Genomic DNA, 12,449 nt, shown 5'->3' with positions numbered 1-12,449 from the left:
CCATTTATTAACCTAGCGTTTTATATTTAAAACTTTTATTTTTAATATGTTCATAAATTTTAAAACCATTCAATCCAATTACATTAATAGTATTCAAATTGAATGGTTACAATAAATAATTGATTTAATTAACCGATACGACGTTTTAAACCAGTCATTTGTAAAATACGAGTAGAGATTTCTTCAATTGACATTTCAGTAACATTTAAATATTTAATACCTTCTGAAATATAAATACCTTCAATCGCTCTTAATTCCATTTGGCACTGACTAAAACTCGCATATCGACTATTTGCTTTACGTTCACTTCGAATAGCAACTAAACGTTCCGCATCAATCATTAAACCAAAAAGCTTACTACGGTGTTCTCTTAATACCGCTGGTAGGCGGTTATCATCTAAATCTTCTTCTGTTAAAGGATAGTTAGCAACACGAATCCCGAACTGCAAAGACAGATAAATGGAAGTTGGTGTTTTTCCAGAACGAGACACGCCAATTAAAATTAAATCGGCTTTGTCATAGTGGCGGGTGCGTGCACCATCATCGTTATCAAGCGCGAAATGAACGGCATCAATACGAGCTTTATAATATTCTGAATCGGTTACCGCATGTGTTTGCCCAACCAGCGTCGTTGGTGGTGTTCCAAGCTCCTGCTCTAGCTTACTAATTAATCCTTCAAACACATCCAAATTAACCGCTTTAGCCGTATTAATAATTTCTCGCACATGCGGATCAACTAAAGTATCAAATACTAATGGTAGGCATCCATCTCGGGTTTGGCATTTATTAATCTCAACCACAACCGCCATTGCTGCTTCTTCAGTTGTGATATAAGGCATGATGTGAATATCAAAATCCACATTAGGAAATTGGGCTAATAACGAATGTCCAAGAGTCTCGGCAGTAATTGCAGTTCCATCAGAAATAAAAAAAACGCTCCGTCTAAACTGTTTACTTTCTGACATTAAAATTCTCCTTAAACATTTGTCTTAGTGCTATATAATCTTTATAGTAAACTGATCTTACATGACTGTCGCTTAGTATAATTCTCAACTAAGCACTTTATTTTTATAATTTCATGCCAAGATAGACATTAATACTGCAAAAGTGGAGTGAAAACTTTGGAAGCGCGCGTAATCGGTCTAGAAAAATTAGGGAAACACGATGTCGAACTCGTAGGTGGGAAAAACTCATCTTTGGGTGAAATGATCAGCCATTTATCAAATGCTGGTGTATCGGTACCTGGTGGTTTTGCAACTACTGCTCAGGCCTATCGTGAGTTCTTAGACCAAAGCGGTCTTAACGCTCGAATTCAAGCAGAACTTGCACAGCTTAACGTTGATGACGTAAATGCACTTGCAGAAACAGGCGCTAAAATTCGTCAATGGATTGTAGAGACTCCACTCACTGCAACCTTAGAACAAGAAATTCGCGCCGCTTTTACAGAACTTTCTAACGGCAACCCTGATATCGCGGTTGCCGTTCGTTCATCTGCAACTGCTGAAGATTTACCAGATGCATCTTTCGCGGGTCAACAAGAAACTTTCTTGAATATTCGCGGTATTGATAACGTACTTATCGCCATTAAAGAAGTATTTGCGTCTTTATATAATGACCGTGCTATTTCTTATCGTGTACACCAAGGGTTCGATCATGATGTTGTCGCATTGTCTGCAGGTGTTCAGCGTATGGTGCGCTCTGAAACTGGCGCTGCGGGTGTAATGTTTACCCTTGATACCGAGTCTGGTTTCCGTGATGTCGTATTTATTACTGCATCTTACGGTTTAGGTGAAATGGTTGTACAAGGTGCCGTTAACCCTGACGAATTCTACCTATCTAAACCATTATTAAATGCGGGCAAACATGCGGTATTACGCCGTAACCTCGGCTCTAAGCACCAGAAAATGATTTATGGTGAAGAAGGTTCAGCAGGTAAATCTGTTGTTGTTGTTGATGTTGAAAAACAAGAACGTCAACAGTTCGCATTAAATGACCACGAATTACAAGAGTTAGCTAAACAAGCGCTTATTATTGAGCAGCACTATGGCGCTCCAATGGATATCGAGTGGGCAAAAGATGGTGACGATGGTCAAATCTATATTGTTCAAGCTCGTCCAGAAACTGTAAAAAGCCGTCAAAATGTTGGCACAATGGAACGTTACCTTCTCAAGCAAAAAGGTACAGTACTTTGTGAAGGTCGTTCAATTGGTCAACGTATCGGTTCTGGTAAAGTCCGTATTGTTAACTCAATTAAAGAAATGGACAAAGTACAAGACGGTGATGTACTTGTATCAGACATGACTGACCCAGATTGGGAACCAGTAATGAAACGCGCTGCTGCTATTATTACTAACCGTGGTGGCCGTACTTGTCACGCTGCAATTATTGCACGTGAACTTGGTGTACCGGCAATTGTAGGTTGTGGTAACGCAACAGAAGTATTGACTGATGGTCAAGAAGTTACTGTTTCTTGTGCTGAAGGTGATACCGGTTTCATCTACGAAGGTGCGTTAGACTTTGAAGTTCAACGTAACTCTGTTGAGTCTATGCCGAAACTTTCATTCAAAATTATGATGAACGTAGGTAACCCTGACCGAGCTTTTGACTTTGCTCAAATTCCAAACGAAGGTATTGGTCTTGCTCGTTTAGAGTTCATTATTAACCGCATGATCGGTGTTCACCCTAAAGCCCTTCTTAACATTGAAAGCTTACCTCGTGAAACTCGTGCTGCTGTAATGACACGTACAGCTGGCTATGCATCACCTGTAGAATTCTATGTTGAAAAGCTAGTTGAAGGTATTGCAACACTTGCAGCTGCTTTTGCTGACAAACCAGTCATTGTTCGTATGTCTGACTTTAAGTCAAACGAATATGCAAACCTTATTGGCGGTAAGTTATACGAGCCAGAAGAAGAAAACCCAATGCTTGGTTTCCGTGGTGCAAGCCGTTATGTTTCGGACAACTTCCGTGATTGTTTCGAACTCGAATGCCGTGCACTTAAGAAAGTTCGTGATGAAATGGGCCTCACTAACATCCAAATCATGATCCCATTCGTACGCACCGTTTCTGAAGCAAAACGCGTAATTGAGTTACTTGCTCAGAATGGCTTGAAACGTGGTGAGAATGGTTTAAAAGTAATCATGATGTGTGAATTACCAACTAACGCATTGTTAGCTGAACAATTCCTTGAACATTTTGATGGTTTCTCTATCGGTTCTAACGACTTAACTCAATTAACACTTGGTCTTGACCGTGACTCAGGTATTGTTTCTCACTTGTTTGACGAACGTGATGCAGCCGTAAAAGCTCTTCTTTCTATGGCAATTCATGCTTGTCGCAAAGCTGGTAAATATGTGGGTATCTGTGGTCAAGGACCATCTGACCACCCTGACCTTGCGAAATGGTTAATGGAACAAGGTATTGAATCAGTATCTCTAAACCCTGACTCAGTTTTAGATACATGGTTCTTCCTTGCTGAAGAAAAAATCAAGCAAATCTAATTTGTTATAGAAAAAGACCCATCCGTGGGTCTTTTTTCATCTTTAGAATAGAGAATTTTTACTTATGCAAATTTACTTGGCACGTAATAATCAACAAGCTGGGCCTTATACCTTAGAACAACTAAATCAAATGTTGGCAAGCCAACAAGTTTTACTCACTGATTTAGCTTGGCATGAAGGCATGACAGAATGGAAAGCTTTAGGAGAATTAACCCAAGGTAAACTTGTATATCAACCTACGGGTTATTCTGCTTTTTCAGCAAATACAAATACGCCTTATAACGAGACAATTCAGCAAATTCGTGTTGAAGCTAAACCACATGAGCTTGCTTCAATTTCATCTCGTGCGCTTGCAAAAATTATTGACTTATTACTTTGGCTACCTATTGCAGCCATTCCATCTTTTTTCTTTAATGAAGCTCAATATAAACAACTTTTTGAGTTACAAAAACAGATGCAGTCTGCAGAAGTTGCATCAACTAAAGCAGCTGAACTTCAACAGCAGCTTTTTACACTTATTCCAATTGAAGCGTGGCATACAATGTTACTCTATGTAGTAATAATGCTCGCTATTCAAGCATTTTTGTTGACCAAATTTGGACAAAGTATTGGCAAAAAAATTGTTGGAATTAGAATTGTCGATGCTGAAACGAATGGCAAAGTTAATTTAACGCGTATCTTCTTACTCAGAAGTATCGTTTTCATTATATTAAACTTACTGTTTATGCCAATTAGTACAATTATTGACTATGCTTTTGCATTAGGACAAAAGCGTCAAGCTCTACATGACAAAATTGCAAGAACAAAAGTGATCAAATGATAGTGAATGACTCATTCATTTAATGTCTAAAAAAAAGGAGGCACCCCGCCTCCTTTTTTTCTATAGAGAGTTGATATTTAAATAAAAGCTCTATCGCGATTCAATACCCTACAAAAAAAATCGGGTTTTAAAACAATTATTTCAAGCTGCTTTATGTGTAGCTTAGTTTGTCGATATGAGGCATAATGCCCTACAACGTAGCGGTGTCGCATCATTGAGAAGTCTAATTTTTTAAGACTAGCATTCTCAATCATGCGACACTTTAATCGCTATCCCATATTTAATTAGGGAATGGGACTCTTCACCGAGGTTGTAAAATGAGACAAACGATTTTAGCTGTATTGTCTTTATCAACGCTTGCCGCACTTTTGACTGGGTGTGGTGGTGATATGGTACTTCTAAACTCTAAAGGTCCAGTTGGTCAAGGTCAAAGTGACCTTATGATGACTGCGATCTATTTAATGTTACTTGTGGTGATTCCTTCAATCATCATGGCATTATGGTTTGGTTGGAAATATCGTGCGTCAAATAAAGATGCAGACTATAAACCTACATGGGCACACTCAACTGCAATTGAAGTTGTAGTATGGGGTATCCCTGTCATTATTATTGGTATTTTAGCTTGGTTAACTTGGTGGGGTTCCCACAAGTATGACCCATACCGTCCTTTAGAATCAGATAAAGCACCTTTAACTATTCAGGTTATTGCTGAACAGTTCAAGTGGATTTTTATTTATCCTGAACAAAACATTGCGACTGTTAACGAAGTACGTTTCCCAGAAAAAACTCCGTTAAGCTTCAAAATCACTTCTAACTTCACAATGAACTCATTCTTCATTCCACAGTTAGGCGGTCAGATTTACGCAATGGCAGGTATGCAAACTCACCTTCATTTGTTAGCAAATGAAACTGGTGTATATCGTGGTTTCTCTTCTAACTACTCAGGCTATGGTTTCTCTCAAATGCGTTTCAAAGCGCATAGCGTTACAGAGCAACAATTCAACGAATGGGTAGCAGCTGTTAAAGCAGGTAATGGTTCAACCATTAATCCAGAAGCAATTCAAAAAGCTACGCTTGACCAAGCTGAATTGGCAACCTTACGTGATGGCGATCGTTCTAAGCACCAAATCGAGCATTTAGTAAATCGTGCTAAAGCTGCTGGTGATCAAGAAGCGCTTGCTAAAGCAGAAGCGATGAAACCGTTCCCGACTAAGCCGCACCCTGTGACTTATTACTCTTCAGTTGAACCAAAACTGTTTGAAACAGTTATCAACCATTATATGAGTAACTATCATGGTGTTGACCACTCTGCTGAACACGCAACAGCTGACACTCATGCTGCAGCTGAACACGCTGCTCAAGGGGAATAAGACATGGATATGATTTTTGGTAAACTGGGTTGGGACTCTATCCCGACAGAGCCAATCGTACTTGTCACCATGGTCCTTATGGCAATTGGTGCAATTGCAGTGCTTGGCGGTATCACCTATTTCAAAAAATGGGGATATTTGTGGAATGAGTGGTTTATTACAGTAGACCATAAGAAAATTGGTATCATGTATATCATCGTATCTGTTGTCATGCTTTTGCGTGGTTTCGCCGATGCGATCATGATGCGTTTACAACTTTTCCTCGCTAAAGGCGGCGGCGAAGGTTATTTACATCCTGACCACTATGACCAGATCTTCACCGCACACGGTGTAATCATGATCTTCTTCGTAGCAATGGGTCTCGTTGTAGGTATGATGAACATCTCTGTACCTTTACAGATTGGTGCTCGTGACGTTGCTTTCCCATTATTAAACTCTTTAAGCTTCTGGTTATTCGCTGGTGCTGCTGGTTTAATGATGCTTTCACTTGTATTAGGTGAATTTGCTGCGACTGGTTGGATGGCTTACCCTCCTCTATCTGGCATTCAATATTCTCCTGGTGTAGGTGTTGACTACTATATCTGGGCACTTCAGGTTTCTGGTCTAGGTACGCTTTTATCTGGTGTTAACTTCTTCGTTACCATCATTAAAATGCGTGCACCTGGCATGAAATTAATGGACATGCCTATTTTCACGTGGACTTCGCTTTGTACGGCTGTATTAATCATTGCATCATTCCCTGTATTAACAGGTACACTTGCAATGCTTACTCTAGACCGTTACTTCGGCTTCCATTTCTTCACAAATGAGCTTGGCGGTAGCCCAATGCTTTATGTGAACTTGATCTGGACATGGGGTCACCCTGAAGTATATATCTTGGTATTGCCAGCATTTGGTCTATACTCAGAAATCGTTGCAACCTTCTCTCGTAAAGCGTTGTTCGGTTACAAGTCTATGGTGTATGCAACTATCGCGATTACTGTTCTTGCGTTTGTTGTATGGCTTCACCACTTCTTCACCATGGGTGCTGGTGCGAACGTTAACGCGTTCTTCGGTATCATGACCATGGTTATTGCGATTCCTACTGGTGTGAAAATCTTCTCTTGGTTATTCACCATGTATAAAGGTCGCATCACCTTTACTACTCCAATGTTATGGACGCTTGGCTTCCTTGTAACATTCGGTATCGGTGGTTTAACTGGTGTACTTATGGCTGTTCCACCTGCGGACTTCTTAGTACACAACTCATTATTCTTGATCGCTCACTTCCATAACGTAATTATCGGTGGTGTGGTGTTTGGTATGTTTGCCGGCATCATTTATTACTGGCCGAAAATGTTTGGTTGGAAGCTCAATGAAGCATGGGGTAAAGCTGCGTTCTGGTTCTGGTTCTTTGGTTTCTATTTTGCATTCATGCCACTTTATATCCTTGGTTTCATGGGTATGACTCGTCGTTTGAATACATATGACAACCCTGAATGGGACCCATACCTTGCGATTGCATTATTTGGTGCTGTTCTTGTTGCTATTGGTATTGCATGTTTCTTAATGCAAATCATCGTTGGTTTCTTACAACGCAAAGACAACATGGACCTTACAGGCGATCCATGGGATGCTCGTACGCTTGAGTGGGCAACTTCTTCCCCTGCTCCATTCTATAACTTTGCGCATGAACCAGATGCAAGCGGTGTTGACCGTTTCTGGACTGACAAAGAAAATGGTGTAGCATACGCACGTAACACTAAATATGAAGACATCCACATGCCGACTGATCGTGCTGCTGGTTTTGTCATTGCAATGTTCATTACTCTTCTTGGCTTTGCACTCATTTGGCATGTTTGGTGGCTCGTTGTTGTTTCATTCGTTTCAGCTGTTGTTAGCTTGATCGTAAGCTCATTCACTAAGAATGTTGATTACTATGTTCCAGCTGCTGAAGTTGAGCGTATTGAAAACGAACGCTATGCTTTACTTGAAAAACACTTGAAGAAGGACTAAGGAAATGGCTGAAGTACTTCATCACGACAACCATGGCCACGATGGTCATCATGAACATGATGATACAGATTTAACGGTCTTTGGTTTCTGGACATACTTGATGAGTGACTTGATTCTTTTCGGATCACTCTTCATTGCGTTCGCTGTATTAAGCAGTCATGTTCCAGCAGGGACTCCAAGTGCATATGACCTGTTCCATAACTCATTAGGCTATGTGTTAACTGAAACATTTGCCTTATTGATTTCATCGGTAACATTCGGTTTTGCTGTACTTGCATCTTATAAAAAGAATGTAAATCAAGTGATCACTTGGTTATTTATTACATTCCTTTTTGGTGCAACCTTCATCGGTATGGAGCTCTATGAATTCCATCACCTTGTAGAGGAAGGTCATGGTCCAACTCACAGTGCATTCTTGTCATCGTTCTTTACTTTGGTTGGTACGCACGGTATCCACGTAACTTCTGGTTTAGTGTGGATGTTAGTATTGATGTATCAAATCAAAACTAAAGGTTTGACTTTACCGAATACACGTCGTCTTGCTTGTTTAAGCTTGTTCTGGCACTTCCTTGACATCGTTTGGATCTGTGTATTCAGCGTCGTTTACTTACTGGGAGTTCTCTAATGAGTAGTCATGAGCATAATGCTGCTGGTGCGTCACACGGTAACTTTAAGCAATACACTGTAGGTTTTATTCTATCTGTTATTCTTACCATCATCCCATTCGGGATGGTGATGGCAGGTGGTTTTAGCCGCGGTCTTTTAGTTACAGTGATTGCAATTACTGCCGTTGCTCAGGTTCTTGTACAGCTTGTGTACTTCTTACACATGAATACATCATCTGAACAACGTTGGAATATGATTGCATTTATCTACACAATCCTATGTATCGCTGTACTTTTAATCGGTTCTGTGTGGATTATGAATTACCTTCACTACAATATGATGATCTAAACTGATTGTCATGTTGAGAAAGTATTTATTCCTGACTAAACCAGGAATTCTCTTCGGTAATTTCATTACCACCTTGGGCGGCTTCTTCTTAGCCGCCCAAGGCTCTATAGACATCTTATTATTATTGCTCACTCTTATTGGAACAACGTTAGTTGTTGCTTCAGGTTGTGTCGTCAATAATGTTATTGATCAAGATATTGATACAAAGATGCAGCGCACTCAAAACCGCGCCCTTGTTAAAAAAACCATCTCTCCTACTGTTGCACTTATATATGCATTCGTACTTGGATTAATTGGTTTTGGCATTTTGTGGTTTGGTGTAAATGGCTACGCATTTTTGTTTGCAGTAATTGGTTTTGTTGTCTATGTCGGTTTTTATAGCTTGTGGACCAAACGTACCTCAATCCATCAAACCGTTATTGGTAGTATCTCCGGAGCGAGTCCTCCTGTTATTGGTTATACAGCAGTAACTCATCAATTTGATGTGGCAGCCTTGCTTTTGTTTTTAGCATACGGTTTATGGCAAATGCCCCACTCTTGGGCAATTGCAATTTATCGTTTTGATGATTACAAAAATGCGGGAATTCCAATCTTGCCTGTAGCACGTTCTATTTATCGTACGAAAATTGAATGTGTAATATATATCCTGTTATTTGCAGCTGTTTTGAATGGGTTATATTGTTTTGGTTATACCAATGTATTCTTTTTAATTACCTTTAATGCTTTGACTGCATACTGGTTCTATTTATCGATTATTGGATTCAAAGCCGAAAACGACCAACTATGGGCTAAACGTTTTTTCCTCTACTCGGTCATACTAATTACCCTGTTAAGTTTGAGCTTTAGCTTTACCTATCAATCCCCTGCTCCAAATCTTCCTCTCTTTTAATTAAGGGAGGATTTCCTCCTCAAAAACAACTTTTTATATTTCTTATCAAAAGATTTGTTTTTAGTCTAATTTTTACCTATAATTCAGCCTTCGCATTTTTTGCGACGTAGCTATTATTATTTTAGCTATGACTCCTTGCTTCTAATTTTTTAGGGGCTGTTTAAACCGTAAGGAGCTGACAATGCGTCATTACGAAATCGTACTTTTGGTACATCCAGACCAAAGCGATCAAGTTGTAGGTATGGTTGAACGCTATATCTCTCAGATCAAAGAAGCTGATGGTCAAATTCACCGTTTAGAAGATTGGGGCCGTCGTCAATTGGCTTACCCAATTAACAAAATTCACAAAGCGCACTACATTCTTATGAATGTTGAATGTGGTCAAACTACGCTTGATGAGTTAGAAGAATTATTCCGTTATAACGACGCGATCATTCGTAACCTTATCATCCGTCGTGAACACGCAATCACTGAAGAGTCATTGCTTGCTAAGAGTGCTGAAGAAAAGCGTGCGCGTAAAGCTCAACGTGAAGAAGCACAGCAAGTTGCTCAAGAAGCTGAATAAGGAGAACATCAATGGCACGTTTTTACCGTCGTCGCAAGTTCTGCCGCTTTACAGCTGAGAATGTTGCGTACATCGACTACAAAGATATCGACACTTTAAAACAGTACATCACTGAAAACGGCAAGATTGTTCCTAGCCGTATCACTGGTACTAAAGCTCGTTATCAACGTCAATTAGCACTTGCTATCAAACAAGCTCGCTATTTGTCTTTGATTCCGTACACTGACAACCATAAGTGAGGTGATCTGTGGACGTTATCTTATTACAACGCATTAAGAACCTTGGTAAATTAGGCGATAAAGTATCAGTTAAAGCTGGTTACGGCCGTAACTTCCTTATCCCTCAAGGTAAAGCAGTTGCAGCTACTGAAGCTAACACTGCTGCTTTCGAAGCTCGTCGTGCTGAACTTGAGAAGCAAGAAGCTGAAGTTTTAGCTGCTGCTCAAGCACGTGCTGAACAATTGAACGAAGTTAACATCGTTATCACTGCTAAAGCTGGTGACGAAGGTAAACTCTTCGGTTCTATCGGTACTCGTGACATCGCTGACGCGTTAACGAATGCTGGTCTTACAGTTGACCGTGCAGAAGTTCGTTTACCAAACGGTGCGCTTCGTCACACTGGTGAATTCAACATCGCAATCCAATTGCATCATGATGTTGTTGCAGAAGTTCTCGTTACTATCGTATCTGAGTAATTTCTCATCAAAAAAAGAGCATGCTCACGCATGCTCTTTTTTTATCTCTTAAATTTATGCAATAAAATTAGATATATTAATTCCTGATCAGTTCTTCAGTTTAATTGGTTTTTTAATTAGGTAGTTTATTTATTTTTGTTTTAAGATAGTTCTCGGCTTAAAACCCTTTTTTGTGCACACATTTTATCATCAGGTCTAATTATGTCTCAGGCGAATGCCACTTCTTTAACGCTTTCATCTCCAACAGAAAATAAGACGAGTGAATCAGGCCAACTTAAAGAGTTTCGCACTCCCCCACACAATTTAGCCATCGAGCAAGCTGTGCTTGCTGCGCTGATGACCGTTGCTGAATCTTTTGAGCAAGTCAGTGATCTCCTCAAAGAAAATGATTTTTATGCCACTCGTCATAAATATATTTATCGCGCGATTGAAAAACTAGCACAGGAAAATTCACCGTACGATGCGGTCTTAGTGAATGACTGGCTTTTAAAACAAAATTTACTTAGTGCAATCGGTGGCGAAGAATATTTGATGCAGCTTATGGCTGATTCACCATCGAGTTTCTATAACCTTGAAACTTATGCAACTAAAATTAAAGAATTTTCCACCCTGCGTAGCATGATTAAAGTCAGTACTGAAATTTTACAGAATGCTTATGACACAAAAGGTCGCGGTGTTAGTGAAATTTTAGATTTGGCTGAAACCAGTATCTTCTCTTTAGCAGAACAGCATAATAACAATAAGAAAGATTCTGGCCCTAAAGCAATTAGCTCTGTAACTGCTGACGTTATTAGCAAACTTGATGAGCTTTCAAAACTTGATGGAAATATTACGGGTTTAACCACAGGCTTCTTAGAACTTGATAATAAAACTTCCGGTATGCAACCTGGAGATTTAATTATTGTCGCTGCACGTCCATCTATGGGTAAAACTACATTTGCAATGAACTTGGTTGAAAGCGTCTTACAATACAACCAACTCCCTGCTCTGGTATTTTCTATGGAGATGCCAGCAGACTCAATTGCAATGCGTCTAATTTCGGCAATGGGTAAAGTTCACCAAGGACATTTACGTTCTGGTAACTTAGATGCCGATGAATGGACTAAAGTTACAGGTACCATCCTGCAACTTCAGCAAATGCATTTGTATATTGATGACTCGTCAGCCTTACCTCCAACCGAACTCCGTGCCCGTGCTCGCCGCGTTGCCAAAATGCATGATGGCAAAATCGGCTGTATCATGGTCGACTATTTACAGCTCATGAAAGTTCCGGGTATGGGTGACAACCGTGTTGGCGAGATCTCGGAAATTTCACGTAGCTTAAAAGCTTTAGCTAAAGAAATGAACTGCCCTGTGATTGCACTATCTCAGCTTAACCGAAGTCTGGAAAACCGACCAAACAAGCGCCCAGTAATGTCTGACTTACGTGAATCGGGTGCGATTGAGCAGGATGCCGACTTAATCATGTTCATTTACCGTGACGAAGTCTATAACAAAGAATCTAAAGAAGCAGGTACCGCAGAAATTATCATCGGTAAACAGCGTAATGGTCCAATTGGTACTGTTCGTCTTGCCTTTGAAGGTCAATATACCCGATTTAGTAATCTCTCTCCTGAGTATTACAGCCAATATGATGATGAAGAATAAACTCTATCTCTAGCC

The 12,449-nt window shown here is 40.0% G+C and carries 12 protein-coding genes; 11 read left to right on the top strand and 1 reads right to left on the bottom strand.

Features of this window, described 5'->3' with window-relative positions; all coding sequences use genetic code 11:
* Positions 1 to 128: 128 nt before the first annotated feature.
* Positions 129 to 965, bottom strand: coding sequence for a pyruvate, water dikinase regulatory protein (locus tag ACH63V_RS14605; RefSeq protein WP_263614047.1), 837 nt, complete (start codon positions 963 to 965; stop codon positions 129 to 131).
* Between the two features lie 147 nt (positions 966 to 1,112).
* Between ACH63V_RS14605 and ppsA the strand changes: the two genes are divergently transcribed.
* From ppsA to dnaB, 11 genes are all read left to right on the top strand, one after another.
* Positions 1,113 to 3,500: a phosphoenolpyruvate synthase gene (ppsA, locus tag ACH63V_RS14600; RefSeq protein ID WP_263614048.1), complete on the top strand. Its 2,388-nt coding sequence runs from the start codon at positions 1,113 to 1,115 to the stop codon at positions 3,498 to 3,500.
* A 64-nt stretch (positions 3,501 to 3,564) separates the two neighbouring features.
* Complete coding sequence (locus ACH63V_RS14595; RefSeq protein ID WP_263614049.1) at positions 3,565 to 4,320, top strand: RDD family protein; 756 nt, start codon at positions 3,565 to 3,567, stop codon at positions 4,318 to 4,320.
* A 317-nt stretch (positions 4,321 to 4,637) separates the two neighbouring features.
* A complete protein-coding gene (gene cyoA, locus ACH63V_RS14590; protein WP_311087361.1) occupies positions 4,638 to 5,690 on the top strand; it encodes a ubiquinol oxidase subunit II in 1,053 nt (350 codons plus the stop codon).
* A 3-nt stretch (positions 5,691 to 5,693) separates the two neighbouring features.
* Positions 5,694 to 7,685 carry a cytochrome o ubiquinol oxidase subunit I gene (cyoB, locus tag ACH63V_RS14585; protein ID WP_019458343.1) on the top strand — a complete coding sequence of 664 codons (1,992 nt, stop codon included), beginning with the start codon at positions 5,694 to 5,696 and terminating at the stop codon, positions 7,683 to 7,685.
* Between the two features lie 4 nt (positions 7,686 to 7,689).
* Positions 7,690 to 8,310 (top strand): cytochrome o ubiquinol oxidase subunit III, encoded by a 621-nt coding sequence (cyoC, locus tag ACH63V_RS14580; RefSeq protein ID WP_002049203.1) that lies wholly within the window; start codon positions 7,690 to 7,692, stop codon positions 8,308 to 8,310.
* On the top strand, positions 8,310 to 8,639 hold the full coding sequence (locus ACH63V_RS14575) for a cytochrome o ubiquinol oxidase subunit IV (RefSeq protein WP_000094534.1): 330 nt from the start codon (positions 8,310 to 8,312) through the stop codon (positions 8,637 to 8,639). The genes cyoC and ACH63V_RS14575 overlap by 1 nt, the downstream gene beginning before the upstream one ends.
* Positions 8,640 to 8,649: 10 nt before the next feature.
* On the top strand, positions 8,650 to 9,528 hold the full coding sequence (gene cyoE / locus ACH63V_RS14570; RefSeq protein WP_151761964.1) for a heme o synthase: 879 nt from the start codon (positions 8,650 to 8,652) through the stop codon (positions 9,526 to 9,528).
* A gap of 181 nt (positions 9,529 to 9,709) precedes the next feature.
* A complete protein-coding gene (rpsF, locus tag ACH63V_RS14565; protein ID WP_002049107.1) occupies positions 9,710 to 10,093 on the top strand; it encodes a 30S ribosomal protein S6 in 384 nt (127 codons plus the stop codon).
* Positions 10,094 to 10,104: 11 nt separating this feature from the next.
* A complete protein-coding gene (gene rpsR / locus ACH63V_RS14560; RefSeq protein WP_000090661.1) occupies positions 10,105 to 10,332 on the top strand; it encodes a 30S ribosomal protein S18 in 228 nt (75 codons plus the stop codon).
* An 8-nt stretch (positions 10,333 to 10,340) separates the two neighbouring features.
* Entirely contained in the window at positions 10,341 to 10,787 is a 447-nt protein-coding gene (rplI, locus tag ACH63V_RS14555; RefSeq protein ID WP_000382591.1) for a 50S ribosomal protein L9, read from the top strand.
* Positions 10,788 to 10,988: 201 nt separating this feature from the next.
* On the top strand, positions 10,989 to 12,434 hold the full coding sequence (dnaB, locus tag ACH63V_RS14550; RefSeq protein ID WP_263614051.1) for a replicative DNA helicase: 1,446 nt from the start codon (positions 10,989 to 10,991) through the stop codon (positions 12,432 to 12,434).
* Positions 12,435 to 12,449: the final 15 nt, after the last annotated feature.

The organism is Acinetobacter sp. ABJ-A23_2 (assembly GCF_044538765.1).
In the GTDB taxonomy this organism is placed as follows: Bacteria; Pseudomonadota; Gammaproteobacteria; order Pseudomonadales; family Moraxellaceae; genus Acinetobacter; species Acinetobacter nosocomialis_A.
The sequence above is the reverse complement of the archived record's forward strand: the minus strand, read 5'-3'. Positions and strand labels throughout refer to the sequence as shown.

Excerpts from the sequence above, each read along its gene's own strand:
- rpsF (WP_002049107.1), top strand. The coding sequence starts at position 9,710 with ATGCGTCATTACGAAATCGTACTTTTGGTACATCCAGACCAAAGCGAT.
- cyoE (WP_151761964.1), top strand. The coding sequence starts at position 8,650 with ATGTTGAGAAAGTATTTATTCCTGACTAAACCAGGAATTCTCTTCGGT.
- cyoA (WP_311087361.1), top strand. The coding sequence starts at position 4,638 with ATGAGACAAACGATTTTAGCTGTATTGTCTTTATCAACGCTTGCCGCA.
- cyoC (WP_002049203.1), top strand. The coding sequence starts at position 7,690 with ATGGCTGAAGTACTTCATCACGACAACCATGGCCACGATGGTCATCAT.
- dnaB (WP_263614051.1), top strand. The coding sequence starts at position 10,989 with ATGTCTCAGGCGAATGCCACTTCTTTAACGCTTTCATCTCCAACAGAA.
- cyoB (WP_019458343.1), top strand. The coding sequence starts at position 5,694 with ATGGATATGATTTTTGGTAAACTGGGTTGGGACTCTATCCCGACAGAG.
- ACH63V_RS14595 (WP_263614049.1), top strand. The coding sequence starts at position 3,565 with ATGCAAATTTACTTGGCACGTAATAATCAACAAGCTGGGCCTTATACC.
- ACH63V_RS14575 (WP_000094534.1), top strand. The coding sequence starts at position 8,310 with ATGAGTAGTCATGAGCATAATGCTGCTGGTGCGTCACACGGTAACTTT.
- ACH63V_RS14605 (WP_263614047.1), bottom strand. The coding sequence starts at position 965 with ATGTCAGAAAGTAAACAGTTTAGACGGAGCGTTTTTTTTATTTCTGAT.
- rpsR (WP_000090661.1), top strand. The coding sequence starts at position 10,105 with ATGGCACGTTTTTACCGTCGTCGCAAGTTCTGCCGCTTTACAGCTGAG.